Raw genomic sequence first — 15,464 nt, 5'->3', positions numbered from 1 at the left:
GACCGGCGACCGGCGACCGGCGACCGGCGACCGGCGACCGGCGACCGGCGACCGGCGACCGGCGACCGGCGACCGGCAGGCTCCCAGGCGACCGGGAGCCCGACGGCTACTCGGTGACCGGGACCTCCGCGGCGAGCGCCGCGGCCGCCCGCACCAGCGGCACCGCGAGCAGCGCGCCCAGCCCCTCGCCGACCTTGACGCCGTGGCTGAGCAGCGGTTCCAGGGCCATCCGGTCCAGGGCCTTGGCCTGCGCGGGCTCACCGCTGTCGTGCCCCGCGAGCCACCAGTCCGGCGCCCGGAAGGCGACCCGCTGGGCCACCAGCGCCGCCGCCGACGCGACCACGCCGTCCAGGACGACGGGCGTACGCCGTACCGCGCTCTGCAGCAGGAACCCCGTCATGGCGGCGATGTCGGCGCCGCCCACCGCCGCGAGGAGCTGCAACTGGTCGCCGAGCACCGGCCGCGCGCGCCGCAGCGCGTCCCGGACCGCCGCGCACTTGCGCATCCACGCCAGGTCGTCGATCGGCTGCCCGCCACGCCCGGTCACCACGGACGCGTCGGTGCCGCACAGCGCCGCGACCAGGGTCGCCGCGGGGGTCGTACCGCCCACGCTGATGTCGCCGAGGACGACAAGGTCGGTGCCGGAGTCGGCCTCCTCGTCGGCGAGCGCGACGCCCGCGCGCACCGCCCGCTCGGCCTCGTCCTCGGTGAGCGCGTCCTCGGTGTCGATGCGCCCGGAGCCGCGCCGCACCCGGTGCCCCGCGACCTGCGCGGGCAGCTCCTCCGGGTCGCAGTCCAGGGCCAGGTCGACGACGCGCACGGGCACGTCCAGACGGCGCGCGAGCACGGCCGTCGGCGCCGCCCCGGACAGCACCGACCGTACGAGCTCCGCGGCGGAGCCCGCGGGCCGCGCCGAGACGCCCAGCTCGGCGACGCCGTGGTCGCCCGCGAAGAGCAGGGCGCGCGGCCGCTCGACCGGCTTGACCGGGACGGACCCCTGCGCCGCGGCCAGCCACTCGGCGAGCTCGTCCAGGCGGCCGAGCGCGCCGGGCGGCAGGCCCTGCCGCCCCCTGCGCTCTTCGGCGTCGCGGCGCACCCCTCCGTCGGGCCGCTCGATCAGGTCGGTGAAGTCGTCGAGAATCAGCGAGCTCATTCGGCGAACAGTACCGGCGCGGGCGGGCGCACCAGCGCGCGGCCCTGACGTCGTTGCCCCGCCGCCTCCCACCCCATACGTTCCGTTTGTGCCGATTCGTTCCACCTCGTATGCCGCCTCGCATGTCGTCTCGTATGCCGCCCCGGGCGCCGACCCCCTCCTCGACCCGCTCCTCGCCCCGCTCCTCGATCCGTACAGCGACCCGCACAGCGCCCCGTACGCCGTCCCGGGCACCGCCCGGCGGGCCCCCGGCGGCCCCGTCGCGCGCATGCTCCGCGCCCGGCACTCCCCGCGGCGCCACCGGGCCGCCGTCCAGGCCCTCGCGCACCTGGCCGAACCCGAGAGCTGGCTCGACGTCGGCACCGGGCTCGGCCGCCTCCCGGTCGCGGCCAAGGACGTGCTGCCGTACACCGCGTACGACGGGACCGACCCCGGCCCGGCCGTCGAGGCGGCCCGCGACGCCGGGCACGTCGAGGAGGCCCACCGCGGCCGCCTGCCGGACCTCGCGCCCCGCCTCGCCGGCCGGTACGACGTGGTGAGCATGGTCCACCACCTGGAGCGCGTCCCCGACGCCCGCGCCGAACTCGCCGCCGCCCGGACCGTGCTGCGGCCCGGCGGGCACCTGCTGATCGAGGCGTCCGACCCCGGCTCCCGCGGCGCCCGGCTCCTCGGCCGCTGGTGGCTGCCCCGCGCCGGGGCGCGCCACCCGCACCTGCTGCCCCTCGCCGCGCTCCACGACACCCTGGACGAGCTCGGCCTCACCGTGGTCGACGTCGAGCGCCGCGCCCCGCACCTCCCGCTCGACCTGACCGGCGCGACCGTCCTGCTGCTCGACCGCGCCCTGCCCCGGGCCCGTCTCGCGCGCCGCGTCTGCGCCTGGGCGGTGGCGCCGCTGCCCGCCCTGGTCCACGTCCTCGAACGCCTGCTCACGCCGCTGCTCGTCCGCACGGGCTTCGCCAACGCCTACCGCGTCGTGGCCTGCCGCGACACCGACACCCACACCCACACCGACGCCGACGCCGACGCCGACACCGATACCGACGCCGACGTCGACACCGGTACGTGAACGGAGCGCGGGACCGGGGCGCGGGGCCCGGGCCGCCCGGGGCTCAGCCGCGCAGCGGGAGCGCCTGCCCCGCCACCACCAGCAGCACGTGCTCGCACTCGGCCGCGAACGCGGCGTTCAATCGGCCCAGCTCGTCGCGGTAGCGGCGCCCCGACGCGGTCGCGGGGACGATGCCCGAGCCGACCTCGTTCGAGACGGCGACCACCGTGCGCCGCGTGGCCCGCACGGCGTCCGTGAGCTCCGCGACCCGCTTGCGCAGCGCCCGCTCCCCGCCGCCCGCCCACTCGGCGTCGTCCCACGCGTCCACGTCGTCCATCGCGTGCGTCAGCCACAGCGACAGGCAGTCGACCAGCAGTGGCGGCCCGGGCTCCGCGAGGAGGGGTACGAGGTCACAGGTCTCCGTGGTGCGCCAGGACCCCGGCCGCCGCTCGCGGTGCGCCCGCACCCGCTCCGCCCACTCGGTGTCCCCGCCGCGCAGCCCGCCCGTGGCGACGTACAGGACGTCCGGGAAGGCCTCCAGACGCCGCTCGGCCTCCACCGACTTGCCGGAGCGGGCGCCGCCGAGGACCAGGGTGCGGCGCGGCACGTCCGGCACGTCCTCGTACGCGCCGACCACCAGCGTGGTGCCGTCCGGCACCGCCCGCGCGCCGGCCGCCGCGAGCCGCCGGGCCAGCTCCGGGCCCGGCGGCACCTCGTGGCCGAGGTGCACGGCGACGACGTCCGTGGTGGGGGTGACCGCACCGGCCGCCCGCAGCCGCGCGAGCCCGTCCGGGCGGCCCACGACGTCCGCCACGACCATCTCGTACACGGCCTGCCCGCCGCCGTTCTCGGCGCCCACCCCGGCGGGGGCGCAGCCGGGCGGCAGGTACAGCAGGCGCTCGCCGTCGGGGCCCGTCACCTCGTAGCCGGTGCCGGGCGCGTCCATGGCGACCGCGCGCACCCGGTGCCCGGTGAGCAGCGCGAGCTCGCGGCCGTCCGGGACCCGGCCCGGCTGCGGCAGCCCGGCCGGCACCTCCACGGCGGGCCCGTCGTGCGGGTGCGAGAGCAGCACCTGGCGCACCCCGCCGAGCGAGTGCCCGGCGCGGGCGGCGGCGAAGGCGGCCCCCGGCGTCAGATCGAGCAGCAGCACACCGTCGACGAGCAGCGCCGTCGCCGCGCGCACCTGGTCGCCGAGCGCGGTCGCGCAGGCGGCGCAGGGGCAGCCGGGGCAGGGCAGTCCCTCGGGGGCTCCGGTGCCGAGCAGAGTCAGTTCCACAGGAAGATCCTCCCGCGTCGCCCCCGGCGCCGCGCGCCCGGCTAGGCTTCAAGCGGCTTCAGGACACCACTGGACCTCAGGAGGCTGACATGGCGGCATGGACGTGGCGGTTCGAGAAGGCGGACGGGACGGAGGTCCGGCCCGCCGTGCAGCCGGAGGAGTTCACCACCCAGGGCGACGCCGAGACCTGGATCGGCGAGCACTGGAAGGAGCTCGCCGAGGGCGGGGTGGACCAGGTGACGCTCCTGGAGGACACGTCGGAGATCTACGGCCCGATGAGCCTGCACGCCCAGGACGCGGCACAGGGCTAGACACCAGGCCCCGGCCGCTCCACGAGCCGGGCCCGACACAACGAGGCGGGGCCGCCGGCCCCGCCTCGCTGTGTCCGCGTCGGGCGGTGCTGTCCGCGCCGGGCCGGGCCGTCCGCCTCGGGCCGTGCTGTCCGGGCCGGGCGGTGCTGTCCGGCCGGGCTGTCTGCCTCACGCCGCACCGCCCACGTCGCCCCAACGCCGTCCCGAAGGCGCCCGCCGCGCGCCGCGGGTGTCAGACCTCGCCGAGCGTGACCTCCGCGGTCCGCTCCGCGCCGTCCCGTACGTACGTCACCCGCACCTGGTCCCCGGGCCGGTCCGAGGCCAGTGCCTCCGCGAGGGACGTGACGGTGGTGACCTCGGCGTCCCCGACCGCGGTGATGATGTCCCCGGCCCTGATGCCCGCCCGGTCGGCGGCGCCGCCGTCGCGCACCTCGGCCACGGCCACGCCCGCGGGCCGGTAGTCGTCGCCGAGGACCGTACGCGCGCTGATGCCGAGCGCCGCCCGGCCCGAATCGGTGACCCGGCCCTTCTCGACGATCTGGTCCGCCACCGTACGCACCATCGACGCGGGGATCGCGAACCCGATGCCCGGCGCCGCGCCGCCGCCCATGGCCGGGTCGGTCGCGGCCAGCGTGGGGATGCCGACGACGTCGCCGTCGAGGTTCACCAGGGCGCCGCCGCTGTTGCCGGGGTTGATCGCGGCGGACGTCTGCACCATGTTGCCGATGGTGGCCCCGGTGCCGCCGCCCGCGCGGCCCTCGCTGACCGTGCGGCCGGTCCCGGACACGATGCCCTGCGTGACGCTGGAGGACAGGCCGAGCGGCGAGCCCATCGCAAGGACGATCTGGCCCACCTCCACCTTGCCCGAGTCGGCGAAGTCCGCGGCCCGCAGACCGCGCGGAGCCTTGTCGAGCTTGATGACCGCGAGGTCCTGCTCCGGGTACGCCGAGACCAGCGTGGCCGCGAGGGGTTCCTCACCGGTGGCCGTGGTGACGCGGAACCTCTTCTCCCGGCCCACCACGTGCGCGTTGGTGACGATGTGCCCCTTGTCGTCGTAGACCACGCCGGAGCCGAGGCTGTCGGAGGCGTCGATCTGCACGACGGAGGGCAGCGCCTCCTTGATGACCCGCAGGTAGTCGTCCTGCAGCGCGTCGGCCGCGGCGGGCGCCGCCGCGGCCCGGGAGGCTGCCGCCTGGGTGGTCGTCCCCTGCCGGGACGAGCCGCTCTGCCCGGTGCATCCGGCGGCCGCGAGGCCGGTCGCGGCGAGGGCGGCGGCCAGGGCGAGGACACGCGAAGCTCTCATACCCCCCGAGTCTCGGGGGAGGACCGGTCCCCGTCCTGCGGGGCGCCTCCGAACAGGGGGCCGCGGGCACGACCCCGACGCACCCGGACAGCCGCACCCGCGCGCCGGAACCGCCGCACGCCCGCGCCCGGGGCACTCGCGCCCGCGCACCGGCACCAGTCGCGCCCGCGCGCACGCGTCAGTCGCGCGCCCCGCACACGTGCAGCAGCGAGGCCACCGCGCGGTAGGGGTCGGTGCGTCCCGCCCGCTCCTCGGCGGCGAGGAGGGCCTCGAAGTCGGCCCCGCCTGCGGGCGGAACCGCCGCTCCGGTGAAGACGCGCACCCCGTACCAGGCCCGCAGCGGTGCCGCGATCCCCGCGAGCGCCGCCGTCGTCGCGTCCAGCCGGTGCGCCCGCGCCACCGCCCCGGAGGGGTCCCGGTAGGTGTCGGTGCCGAAGGCCGCGAGCGCCCCGCTCCAGTCCCCCCGCAGCGCCGGCCCCATGGCCAGCGCGTCGGCGTTCCGTACGACGAGGGACAGGAGCCCGCCGGGGGCGAGGACCCGGCCGAGGCCGGCGAGCAGCGCGTCCGGCTCGTCCACGTACGGGAGCACCCCGTGGCAGAGCACGACGTCGAAGCTGCCCGGCGGGAAGTGCACCCCCGTGTCCCGCCCGTCGCCCTCGACGATCCGCATCCGCGACCGGATGCCCTCCGGCTCCGTGGCCGTCGCGGCCCGCGCGGCGGCGAGCGCGGCGGCGTCCCGCTCGACGCCCGTCACCTCGTGCCCGGCCCGGGCGAGCCGGAGCGCCTGCGCGCCGTCCCCCATGCCGACGTCGAGCGCCCGCAGCCTGCGCCCCACCGGGAACCGCGCCACGATCTGTTCGTCGAGCTGCCGGGCCACCAGCTCCCGGCACACCGCCGGCCACGTACCAGGGCTCGCGCCCCGGTCCTGGCTCAGGGCCGCTCTCCGCGCTTGACCTGCGGCTTCGGCAGCCGCAGCCGGCGCATCTGGAGCGAACGCATCAGGGCGTACGCGACGGCGCCCTTCTTGTGCTCGTCGGGGAAGCGCTGGTTCAGGCGCTTCTTGAGCCGGAAGCCGGTGGTGATCGAGTCGAGCACGATCAGGACGATCACGACGAGCCACAGCAGCAGCGCGATGTTCTGGAGCTGCGCGACCCGGACGAGGCTCAGGACCAGGATGAGCACGGCCGTCGGCAGGAAGAACTCGGCGACGCAGAACCGGGAGTCCACGAAGTCACGGGCGTACTTGCGCACCGGCCCCTTGTCCCGCGCGGGCAGATAGCGCTCGTCGCCGCTGGCCAGCGCCTGGCGCTGCTTCTCCAGGTTCGCGCGGCGCTCCTCGCGCGCCCGCTTGGCGGCCTCCTTGCGCGTCGTCGGCGTGTTCATCACGCTGCGGCGCTGCGACTGGGCGGCGGCCCGCTTCGGGGTGGGTCGGCCCTTGGGGGCCTGGGGGTCTCGGGGCTGCGCGGACGGAACGTCGGTCACCGGTGCCTTGGCGGCCGGGGCCTTCTCGTCCTTGGATCGGCTACGGAACACAAAAGCCAAGGGTACGGGGTGCCCGGGTGTGGACCCCAGCCCGCCGGGGAACGATCCGGCAACACCGCGCGTCCTCATGGTGTGGTCGAGAGGGGGCGGGGACCGGTAGGGGTGGTTCCCGGGGTCGCACCTACTCCTTGCGCCGGATGGGCGGGCGGAGCAGTCGTCCTTGGGGATGAGCGCATCCACCCGCGAACAGTGCGGTAATGGATACGGAGCCCGTACCGTGGGTTCTGTCGCAGTAGCTGGAGCCGGAAGTCCGTCAGAAGGGGGCGCGCGAAGCCCATGAGCGGTGTCATGAAGCGTATGGGGATGATCTTCCGCGCGAAGGCGAACAAGGCCCTTGACCGGGCCGAGGACCCGCGCGAGACCCTCGATTACTCGTACCAGAAGCAGTTGGAGCTGTTGCAGAAGGTGCGCCGCGGCGTCGCCGACGTGGCGACCTCCCGCAAGCGCCTGGAGCTGCAGCTCAACCAGCTCCAGAAGCAGTCCTCCACCCTGGAGGACCAGGGCCGCAAGGCCCTCGCGCTCGGCCGCGAGGACCTGGCCCGCGAGGCGCTCTCGCGCCGCGCGGCGCTCCAGCAGCAGGTCACCGATCTGGAGACGCAGCACCAGACCCTCCAGGGCGAGGAGGAGAAGCTCACCCTCGCGGCCCAGCGCCTGCAGGCCAAGGTCGACGCGTTCCGCACGCGCAAGGAGACCATCAAGGCGACCTACACGGCCGCCGAGGCGCAGACCCGCATCGGCGAGGCCTTCTCCGGCATCTCCGAGGAGATGGGCGACGTCGGCATGGCGATCCAGCGCGCCGAGGACAAGACGGCCCAGCTCCAGGCCCGCGCCGGCGCCATCGACGAACTGCTCGCCTCCGGCGCCCTCGACGACCCCTCCGGCCTCGCCAAGGACGACATCCAGACCGAGCTCGACCGGCTCTCCGGTGGTACGGATGTAGAGCTGGAGCTGCAGCGCATGAAGGCCGAGCTGGCCGGCGGCTCCGGTGCCACGCCCAAGCCCGCCATCGAGGGCGGCCAGGGGCAGGGCCAGGCGTCCCGGACGCACGACACCCCGCGCTTCGACAAGCAGTAGCCACCGCTCACGTCCGAGGAGGGCGTCATGATCGTCAGGATCATGGGGGAGGGGCAGGTGAAGCTGGCCGACAGCCACTTCGCCGCACTGAACACGCTGGACGACGAACTCCTGGAGGAGATGGAGGGCGGCGACGAGGCCGGTTTCCGCCGCACGCTGGGCGCCCTCCTGGACAAGGTCCGCGAGCTCGGGGAACCCCTTCCCGACGACGCCCTCGAGCCCTCGGAGCTGATCCTCCCCGCGCCGGACGCCTCGCTCGACGAGGTCCGCGCCATGCTCTCCGACGACGGCCTCATCCCCGGCTGACACCGCGAACCGCGCCCTCGTCCCCGGCAGACACCGCGCCCTCGTCCCCGGCTGACACCACGCCCCGCCACCGGGCACCGCCCCCGTGGCGGCGGGTGCTCGCCGTGTCCTCCCCGCGTCCGGGGCGATCGCCGTGACCGCCCCGCGTCCGGGGCGGCGCGTCAACCCCGCGGGCCCGAACCCGCTTTCCGTTCCCCCGCCGGAAGGCGCCCCGTACCGTTTAGCCGTGACCAACTTCGAACGGTGCCGGGGCTGGGCCAGGACGCACCCGCTGGCCGTGGACGCGGTCCTCGCGGCCGCCGCCCTCTTCTGCATGGTCATCGGCTCCTTCGCCGAGCCCTACGGAGAGCACGGCTCCACCTGGAACGTGCACGCCCCGGGCGCCCTCAGCCTGACCCTCATGACCCTGGGCGCGGCCACGCTCGTCCTGCGCCGCCGCACCCCCTGGACGGTGCTCGCCGTCACCAGCGCGTTCTCCCTCGTGGAACTGGTGTCGACCGGTCCCCGGGCCCCGGTCGTCATGTGCGCCGTCATCGCCCTGTACACCGTGGCCGCCCGCACCAACCGCCCCACCTCCTGGCGCATCGGCCTGGTCACCATGGCCGGTCTCACCGGCGTCGCCATGCTCGCCGGGCCGCTGCCCTGGTACGCGCAGGAGAACATCGGCATCTTCGCGTGGACGGGCATGGCCGCGGCCGCGGGCGACGCGGTGCGCAGCCGCCGCGCCTTCGTCGACGCCATAAGGGAGCGGGCCGAGCGCGCCGAGCGCACCCGCGAGGTGGAGGCGCGGCGCCGCGTCGCCGAGGAGCGGCTGCGCATCGCCCGCGACCTGCACGACGTCGTCGCCCACCACATCGCCCTGGTCAACGTCCAGGCCGGGGTCGCGGCCCACGTCATGGACAAGCGGCCCGACCAGGCCAAGGAGGCCCTCTCGCACGTCCGCGAGGCCAGCCGGTCCGCCCTCGGCGAGCTGCGCGCCACCGTCGGCCTGCTGCGCCAGAACGGCGACCCGGAGGCGCCCACCGAGCCCGCGCCCGGCCTCGGCCGCCTCGACGACCTCGTCGACACCTTCCGGCACGCGGGGCTGCCCGTGGAGGTGGCCCGCGGCGACAGCGGCCTGACGCTCCCGGCGGCCGTGGACCTGGCGGCGTACCGCATCATCCAGGAGGCGCTGACCAACGTGCAGAAGCACGCGGGCGAGCACGCCAAGGCGGAGGTCAGCGTCGTCGGGGTGGGCTCGAACCTGGAGGTCACCGTCCTCGACGACGGGGCCGGCGCCGACGCCGTCGAGCGGCCCGACGACGACCCCGAGCGCGGCGGCGGCCACGGCCTGCTCGGCATGCGGGAGCGCGTCAGCGCGTTGGGCGGCCGGTGCAGCGCCGGGCCCCGCTACGGGGGCGGCTTCCGCGTCCATGCGATCCTGCCGGTCACGACCACGGAACAGGGCGGCCGGGAGCACACCCCGGCCAGGGGAGGGACCGCGTGACGATCCGGGTGCTGCTCGCCGACGACCAGGCGCTGCTGCGCAGCGCGTTCAAGGTCCTCGTCGACTCCGAGCCCGACATGGCGGTCGTGGGGGAGGCGTCCGACGGCGCCGAGGCCGTCCGGCTGGCGAAGGCCGAGGCCGCCGACGTCGTCCTGATGGACATCCGGATGCCCGGCACGGACGGCCTCGCCGCCACCCGCATGATCAGCGACGACCCGGCCCTGTCCCACGTCCGTGTGGTCATGCTGACGACCTTCGAGGTCGACGAGTACGTGGTGCAGTCCCTGCGCGCCGGGGCGTCCGGCTTCCTCGGCAAGGGCGCCGAGCCCGACGAGCTGCTCGGCGCCATCCGCGTCGCGGCGGCGGGCGAGGCGCTCCTGTCGCCCACCGCGACGAAGGGGCTCATCGCCCGGTTCCTGGCCCAGGGCGACGGTGAGGACGAGGACACCCCCGCCCGCAGCGAGCGGCTCGACGCGCTCACCGGGCGCGAGCGCGAGGTGCTCGTCCAGGTCGCCGGGGGCCTGTCGAACGACGAGATCGCCGAGCGCCTCGAAGTCAGCCCGCTCACCGTGAAGACGCACGTGAACCGCGCCATGGCCAAGCTCGGCGCCCGCGACCGCGCCCAACTGGTCGTCATCGCCTACGAGACGGGCCTGGTGCGGCCCCGGGGCGACTGACCGCCCGGGCGACGCACGGGTAAGGGGCGCCCGCCCTGGCGAACGCCCCTTACCCTGCCGCGTACGCACGGCAGCACATCAGCACGGCACCGCGCGGCTACGGCACCGTATGGCTACGGCACCGTACGGCTACGGCAGCGCCTACGGCTACGGCAGCGCCAGCATCCGCTCCAGCGCCAGCTTCGCGAACTGCTCCGTCTCGCGGTCGACCTCGATGCGGTTGACGAGCTTGCCGTCGGCCAGCGACTCCAGCGCCCACACCAGGTGCGGCAGGTCGATGCGGTTCATGGTGGAGCAGAAGCACACCGTCTTGTCGAGGAAGACGATTTCCTTGCCCTCGGGGGCGAAGCGGTTGGCCAGGCGCCGCACCAGGTTCAGCTCGGTGCCGATGGCCCACTTGGAGCCCGCGGGCGCCGCCTCCAGGGTCTTGATGATGTGCTCGGTGGAGCCGACGTAGTCCGCCGCGGCGACGACCTCGTGCTTGCACTCGGGGTGCACGAGGACGTTGACGCCGGGTATCCGGGCGCGGACGTCCTCGACCGACTCCAGCGAGAAGCGGCCGTGCACGGAGCAGTGGCCGCGCCACAGGATCATCTTGGCGTCCCGCAACTGCTCGGCGGTCAGGCCGCCGTTCGGCTTGTGCGGGTTGTAGACGACGCAGTCCTCCAGGGACATGCCCAGGTCACGGACCGCGGTGTTGCGCCCGAGGTGCTGGTCCGGCAGGAACAGGATCTTCTCGCCCTGCTCGAAGGCCCACTCAAGGGCCCGCTTGGCGTTCGACGAGGTGCAGATCGTGCCGCCGTGCTTGCCCGTGAAGGCCTTGATGTCCGCGGACGAGTTCATGTACGAGACCGGTACGACCTGCTCGGCGACGCCGGCCTCGGTGAGGACGTCCCAGCACTCGGCGACCTGCTCCGCGGTGGCCATGTCGGCCATCGAGCAGCCGGCCGCCAGGTCCGGGAGGACCACCTTCTGGTCGTCGGTGGTCAGGATGTCCGCGGACTCCGCCATGAAGTGGACGCCGCAGAAGACGATGTACTCCGCCTCCGGCCGCGCCGCCGCGTCCCGGGCCAGCTTGAAGGAGTCACCGGTCACGTCCGCGAACTGGATGACCTCGTCGCGCTGGTAGTGGTGGCCGAGCACGAAGACCTTGTCGCCGAGCTTCTCCTTGGCGGCGCGGGCGCGCTCCACCAGGCCGGGGTCCGACGGCGCGGGCAGGTCGCCGGGGCACTCCACGCCGCGCTCGCTCCGGGGGTCGGCCTCGCGGCCGAGCAGCAGCAGGGCGAGCGGAGTCGGCTGAACGCCGAGGTCACCGAGGTCCACGGCGGCCACGGGGGATTGGGCGGTGGTCACGACACGCACCCTTTCTTCTGAAATGTCGCGGCGGCGGAGCCGCCTCCAGTGGAGCCGGTGCTTGCACCGGGGGCTTTTCGTCGAATTGACGTTATCTATCATAACCGCTTCACGTCAGTTTGACGATGGCCATAGTGTCGATGTGACGCATCCCCTGTCGGGGCCCGTGTGCGAGCATGGGAATGAATACGCGGCCCCGCCGGTTGCTACCGGTCGGCAAGCAGTCTCCGTACAACCCGGGAGAGATGTAGATGTCCGTATCGGACGAGACCACCACCGTCACCGACGGCATCATCCTGACCGACGCCGCCGCGGCCAAGGTCAAGGCCCTGCTCGACCAGGAAGGCCGCGACGACTTGGCGCTGCGCGTCGCCGTTCAGCCCGGTGGCTGCTCGGGTCTGCGCTACCAGCTCTTCTTCGACGAGCGCTCGCTCGACGGTGACGTCGTCAAGGAGTTCGGCAGCGTGAAGGTCGTCACCGACCGCATGAGCGCTCCGTACCTGGGTGGTGCCTCCATCGACTTCGTCGACACGATCGAGAAGCAGGGCTTCACGATCGACAACCCGAACGCCACGGGCTCCTGCGCCTGCGGCGACTCCTTCAGCTAAGACGTACCGCACGACGTGCCACATGAAGGCGGTGGCCCCCCGACCAGGGGGCCACCGCCTTCATGCGTGTGCGCGGGCTACGACCGCGGCGCGGGCTCGCCCCTCACCTCGCCCTTGTCCCGCGGCACCGCGGCGCCCCCGGGGGTCACGACCTTGCGGCCGTCCAGCGGCTTCTCCAGCGTCACCGGCAGCGTGTAGAACTTCGCCATCTTGACGCACACCCTGCCCTTCTCGCCGGTCTCGGTGACCTTGACGGCGACCCGCCGGCCGCGCTCCTCCGCCGTCGCCTCGTACGTCCCGCACACCCCGCCCGTGAAGTGCAGCGTCAGCGTCCTGCCCGACGAGCTGTAGCCGTCGACCCGGACGTCACGGGTGACGGTGGACCCCGGCTCCGCGGGCTCGGGCTCGGGCTCCGGCTCGGCGTCACCGGGCATGCCGGGCGCCTTCAGGTATGCCGGGTCCACCGCCGGGTGCGACACCGTGGAGGACTCCGGCGCGCCCTGCGGCCGCACCTCGAACAGCCACGACGGTACGAGCGTCTGCCGCCCGGCCACGAAGTGCGCGGCCAGGCCGAACGTGGCGTCCACCACGGGCACCGGCCGCGGCTTCGGCGGCACGGTCGGCTCGCACGGCGCCTGCTCGCGCGCGCCCGGCGTACCGTCCTCCGGCTCCGCCCCCGTGCGCGGCCCGGGCGCCGCCTCCTCCGGCACCGCGGGCTTCCCGGGCTTCTGCGGAGTGCGCGGCGCCGGTGTCGCGCAGCCGCCGATGCCCACCCGGTCGTCGCCGGACGCGTTCAGCAGGGCCAGGGCCTTCTCCGCGCTCACCACCGGGTACGTCGCGCCCTTGCGCGGCGCGACGAGGTGGCCGCTGCCCCCGACGACCTGGCCGTCCCCGTCCACCTGCACGCCGGTCGACCAGCCGTACGTCGGCAGGCCGTCCACCTCGGGGGACGCGTTGACCACCCGCACCGACCCCATGAGCTGGCGCGCGTCCAGCTTCGCGCCGTCCTGGCCGACGGCCTTGAGGACGGGCGCGGCGGCCTTCTTCGCCGCCGCCTCCCCGACGGGGGTGCCGGTCTCCAGGGACGTGCCGTCCGGGCAGGGCCGGCCCTTGCGGCAGTTGTCGCCGCCCCCGGGCTCGTGGCGGCTGAACGTCCAGGTGCCGGGGGCCTTGCGGGTCACCTGGAGGGAGGGGCCCGAGCCGTCGTTGGCCGGACCGAGCCGCCAGGCGTCGCCCCGCGCCACCGGCGTGCCGGACAGGCCGAGGGCCTTGGCGAGGCGCGTCACGCGGTCCCGGGTGACCTCGCCGTGCGGCGCGTACACCGCGGCCGAATCCGGTCCCTTCGGCAGCTCGCCCACCGCCCGGTAGGTCGCGCCGGTGGGGTCGGGCTCGCCCGGGGCGATGCCCTCCGTGCCCTCCGAGGCGCCGCCGCCCGTCCCGTTCGTACGGTCCGGTCCGGAATCGGCGTGTCCGCCCTTTCCGTCCGCGTATCCGTCGAGGGCGAGCGGGGGCGGTGTCCCGCCACCGCCCGCCGAGGCGCCGCCGCCGTCGTCGTCGGACGAGGCCGTGAGCAGGTACGTCCCGCCGCCCGCCAGCAGCACCGCGGCCGCGACCGACGTCACCACAAGGGATGACCGCCGCCGCCGTCCGTCCCGCGTCTGCTCGGTGTCCACCGCATCGCTCCTTCGCGTGCCGTGCCGTCCTGGTGAGCCCGTACGGCGGTCCGTCGCGGAGCGTGCGCGCCGCGTCGTCCCGTCGTACATGACGTCCCCCCGGTGGGGGACGGCGATGGGACGCGGCGGCGGAGCACCTGGTTCCCTCGGGCCCCGGGCTCAGTCCCCGTACTCGGACATGCCGTCGAGGAGTCGCGCGGACGCCGCCGGGACCGTGACCCCGTGGATGCGCGAGGGCGGCACTGGGGCCACCGCGGGCCCGGCGGGCACCGCCCAGTGCGGAACCATGCGCGTGCAAGCACCACGCAAGGCCTCCCAGGTGTCGGTCGCCTGCTCGACGGCGGGTGCCGCGGCCCTGTCCTGCGGAAAGACGGTCATAGCGGAACCGTAAGCACCGCGACGCCCAGGGAGAAAGGGCTACTATCAGGTATTTTTGGCCAGTTCTTCGAACGCGGCCTCACCGGATAGCGTTAACCGTCAACCGACCACGCGACGTCCGCCACCGCCCCGCAAGGAGCGCGGGGCGCCGCCGCTACACGCCGCAGGAGCTTCCAGCCGTGCGTATCGCAGTCACCGGCTCCATCGCCACCGACCACCTCATGTCCTTCCCCGGCCGCTTCGCCGACCAGCTCGTCGCCGACCAACTGCACACGGTCTCCCTTTCCTTCCTCGTCGACGCCCTCGACGTCCGCCGCGGCGGGGTCGGCGCCAACATCTGCTTCGGCATGGGGCAGCTCGGCACCCGCCCGATCCTGGTCGGCGCCGCGGGCTCCGACTTCGACGAGTACCGCGCCTGGCTCGACCGGCACGGCGTCGACACCGCGTCGGTCCGCATCTCCGAGACGCTGCACACCGCGCGCTTCGTCTGCACCACGGACGCCGACCACAACCAGATCGGCTCCTTCTACACCGGCGCCATGAGCGAGGCCCGCCTCATCGAGCTCAAGACCGTTGCCGACCGCGTGGGCGGCCTCGACCTCGTCCTGATCGGCGCCGACGACCCCGAGGCGATGCTGCGCCACACCGAGGAGTGCCGCACCCGGGGCATCCCCTTCGCCGCGGACTTCTCGCAGCAGATCGCCCGCATGAACGGCGAGGAGATCCGCACCCTGCTCGACGGCGCGACGTACCTGTTCTCCAACGAGTACGAGAAGGGCCTGATCGAGTCCAAGACCGGCTGGAGCGACGCCGAGATCCTGGGCAAGGTCGGCCACCGGGTGACGACCCTCGGCGCCAACGGCGTCCGCATCGAGGCGGCCGGGCAGGACCCGATCGAGGTCGGCGTCCCGCAGGAGGAGGCCAAGGTCGAGCCGACGGGCGTGGGCGACGCCTTCCGCGCGGGCTTCCTCTCCGGGCTCGCCTGGGGCGTCTCGCACGAGCGCGCGGCGCAGGTCGGCTGCATGCTCGCCACGCTGGTCATCGAGACGACCGGCACCCAGGAGTACGAGCTGCGGCGCAGCTCCTTCATGGAGCGGTTCGCCAAGGCGTACGGCCACGAGGCCGCCGCCGAGGTCCAGGCGCACCTGGCCTGACGCGACCGCCCGCCCCGGCCGGGGCGGGCGGATCCGTCCTGCCCGGGCCGCACCGGGGGAGCGCACCGGCCCGCCCGGGGGCGCGACCTGGTCCGCCCGGGGGAGCGGGGCCGGGGTGCGCGGCT

The 15,464-nt window shown here is 74.7% G+C and carries 16 protein-coding genes; 8 read left to right on the top strand and 8 right to left on the bottom strand.

Annotated elements, in window-relative coordinates; all coding sequences use genetic code 11:
* Positions 1 to 106: 106 nt before the first annotated feature.
* Positions 107 to 1,153 (bottom strand): nicotinate-nucleotide--dimethylbenzimidazole phosphoribosyltransferase, encoded by a 1,047-nt coding sequence (cobT, locus tag IE330_RS32775; protein ID WP_190139811.1) that lies wholly within the window; start codon positions 1,151 to 1,153, stop codon positions 107 to 109.
* Positions 1,154 to 1,241: 88 nt separating this feature from the next.
* Between cobT and IE330_RS32770 the strand changes: the two genes are divergently transcribed.
* Entirely contained in the window at positions 1,242 to 2,219 is a 978-nt protein-coding gene (locus tag IE330_RS32770) for a class I SAM-dependent methyltransferase (RefSeq protein WP_229926090.1), read from the top strand.
* A gap of 43 nt (positions 2,220 to 2,262) precedes the next feature.
* Here the strand turns inward: IE330_RS32770 and IE330_RS32765 are convergent, their stop codons facing one another.
* On the bottom strand, positions 2,263 to 3,474 hold the full coding sequence (locus IE330_RS32765; protein ID WP_190139810.1) for a bifunctional adenosylcobinamide kinase/adenosylcobinamide-phosphate guanylyltransferase: 1,212 nt from the start codon (positions 3,472 to 3,474) through the stop codon (positions 2,263 to 2,265).
* Between the two features lie 89 nt (positions 3,475 to 3,563).
* Between IE330_RS32765 and IE330_RS32760 the strand changes: the two genes are divergently transcribed.
* Positions 3,564 to 3,785, top strand: coding sequence for a hypothetical protein (locus tag IE330_RS32760; protein WP_190139809.1), 222 nt, complete (start codon positions 3,564 to 3,566; stop codon positions 3,783 to 3,785).
* 232 nt (positions 3,786 to 4,017) lie between these two features.
* Here IE330_RS32760 and IE330_RS32755 read toward each other — a convergent pair whose 3' ends face one another.
* From IE330_RS32755 to IE330_RS32745, 3 genes are all read right to left on the bottom strand, one after another.
* A complete protein-coding gene (locus tag IE330_RS32755) occupies positions 4,018 to 5,088 on the bottom strand; it encodes a S1C family serine protease (protein ID WP_190139808.1) in 1,071 nt (356 codons plus the stop codon).
* Between the two features lie 178 nt (positions 5,089 to 5,266).
* A complete protein-coding gene (locus IE330_RS32750; protein WP_190139816.1) occupies positions 5,267 to 5,965 on the bottom strand; it encodes a class I SAM-dependent methyltransferase in 699 nt (232 codons plus the stop codon).
* A 53-nt stretch (positions 5,966 to 6,018) separates the two neighbouring features.
* Entirely contained in the window at positions 6,019 to 6,699 is a 681-nt protein-coding gene (locus tag IE330_RS32745) for a DUF3043 domain-containing protein (RefSeq protein ID WP_190139807.1), read from the bottom strand.
* Between the two features lie 207 nt (positions 6,700 to 6,906).
* On the opposite strand from IE330_RS32745, the gene IE330_RS32740 reads away from it, so the two are divergent.
* The 4 genes from IE330_RS32740 to IE330_RS32725 all read left to right on the top strand — a co-directional run bounded on the left by IE330_RS32740 (position 6,907) and on the right by IE330_RS32725 (position 10,173).
* Positions 6,907 to 7,704, top strand: a complete 798-nt coding sequence (locus IE330_RS32740) for a PspA/IM30 family protein (RefSeq protein WP_190139806.1) — start codon at positions 6,907 to 6,909, stop codon at positions 7,702 to 7,704.
* Between the two features lie 27 nt (positions 7,705 to 7,731).
* Positions 7,732 to 8,010: a PspA-associated protein PspAA gene (gene pspAA, locus IE330_RS32735; RefSeq protein ID WP_190139805.1), complete on the top strand. Its 279-nt coding sequence runs from the start codon at positions 7,732 to 7,734 to the stop codon at positions 8,008 to 8,010.
* Positions 8,011 to 8,236: 226 nt separating this feature from the next.
* On the top strand, positions 8,237 to 9,496 hold the full coding sequence (locus tag IE330_RS32730; RefSeq protein WP_229926089.1) for a sensor histidine kinase: 1,260 nt from the start codon (positions 8,237 to 8,239) through the stop codon (positions 9,494 to 9,496).
* Positions 9,493 to 10,173 (top strand): response regulator, encoded by a 681-nt coding sequence (locus IE330_RS32725; protein WP_190139804.1) that lies wholly within the window; start codon positions 9,493 to 9,495, stop codon positions 10,171 to 10,173. Before IE330_RS32730 ends, IE330_RS32725 begins: the two co-directional genes overlap by 4 nt.
* A 147-nt stretch (positions 10,174 to 10,320) precedes the next feature.
* Here IE330_RS32725 and nadA read toward each other — a convergent pair whose 3' ends face one another.
* Positions 10,321 to 11,535, bottom strand: coding sequence for a quinolinate synthase NadA (nadA, locus tag IE330_RS32720; RefSeq protein WP_190139803.1), 1,215 nt, complete (start codon positions 11,533 to 11,535; stop codon positions 10,321 to 10,323).
* 242 nt (positions 11,536 to 11,777) lie between these two features.
* On the opposite strand from nadA, the gene erpA reads away from it, so the two are divergent.
* The gene (gene erpA, locus IE330_RS32715) at positions 11,778 to 12,134 is read left to right on the top strand and encodes an iron-sulfur cluster insertion protein ErpA (RefSeq protein ID WP_181659496.1); all 357 of its coding nucleotides are present in this window, start codon (positions 11,778 to 11,780) and stop codon (positions 12,132 to 12,134) included.
* 77 nt (positions 12,135 to 12,211) lie between these two features.
* Here the strand turns inward: erpA and IE330_RS32710 are convergent, their stop codons facing one another.
* Both IE330_RS32710 and IE330_RS32705 read right to left on the bottom strand, forming a co-directional pair.
* Positions 12,212 to 13,807: a hypothetical protein gene (locus IE330_RS32710; RefSeq protein ID WP_190139802.1), complete on the bottom strand. Its 1,596-nt coding sequence runs from the start codon at positions 13,805 to 13,807 to the stop codon at positions 12,212 to 12,214.
* Positions 13,808 to 13,966: 159 nt separating this feature from the next.
* Positions 13,967 to 14,185 (bottom strand): hypothetical protein, encoded by a 219-nt coding sequence (locus IE330_RS32705; RefSeq protein ID WP_190139818.1) that lies wholly within the window; start codon positions 14,183 to 14,185, stop codon positions 13,967 to 13,969.
* 179 nt (positions 14,186 to 14,364) lie between these two features.
* Between IE330_RS32705 and IE330_RS32700 the strand changes: the two genes are divergently transcribed.
* The gene (locus IE330_RS32700) at positions 14,365 to 15,339 is read left to right on the top strand and encodes a carbohydrate kinase family protein (RefSeq protein ID WP_190139801.1); all 975 of its coding nucleotides are present in this window, start codon (positions 14,365 to 14,367) and stop codon (positions 15,337 to 15,339) included.
* Positions 15,340 to 15,464: the final 125 nt, after the last annotated feature.

This window comes from Streptomyces longispororuber (assembly GCF_014656095.1).
Taxonomy (GTDB): domain Bacteria; phylum Actinomycetota; class Actinomycetes; order Streptomycetales; family Streptomycetaceae; genus Streptomyces; species Streptomyces longispororuber.
Note: the sequence above shows the minus strand (reverse complement) of the source record. Positions and strands in the feature narration are given on the sequence as shown.

Excerpts from the sequence above, each read along its gene's own strand:
- IE330_RS32745 (WP_190139807.1), bottom strand. The coding sequence starts at position 6,699 with ATGAGGACGCGCGGTGTTGCCGGATCGTTCCCCGGCGGGCTGGGGTCC.
- IE330_RS32755 (WP_190139808.1), bottom strand. The coding sequence starts at position 5,088 with ATGAGAGCTTCGCGTGTCCTCGCCCTGGCCGCCGCCCTCGCCGCGACC.
- pspAA (WP_190139805.1), top strand. The coding sequence starts at position 7,732 with ATGATCGTCAGGATCATGGGGGAGGGGCAGGTGAAGCTGGCCGACAGC.
- cobT (WP_190139811.1), bottom strand. The coding sequence starts at position 1,153 with ATGAGCTCGCTGATTCTCGACGACTTCACCGACCTGATCGAGCGGCCC.
- IE330_RS32705 (WP_190139818.1), bottom strand. The coding sequence starts at position 14,185 with ATGACCGTCTTTCCGCAGGACAGGGCCGCGGCACCCGCCGTCGAGCAG.
- erpA (WP_181659496.1), top strand. The coding sequence starts at position 11,778 with ATGTCCGTATCGGACGAGACCACCACCGTCACCGACGGCATCATCCTG.
- IE330_RS32760 (WP_190139809.1), top strand. The coding sequence starts at position 3,564 with ATGGCGGCATGGACGTGGCGGTTCGAGAAGGCGGACGGGACGGAGGTC.
- IE330_RS32740 (WP_190139806.1), top strand. The coding sequence starts at position 6,907 with ATGAGCGGTGTCATGAAGCGTATGGGGATGATCTTCCGCGCGAAGGCG.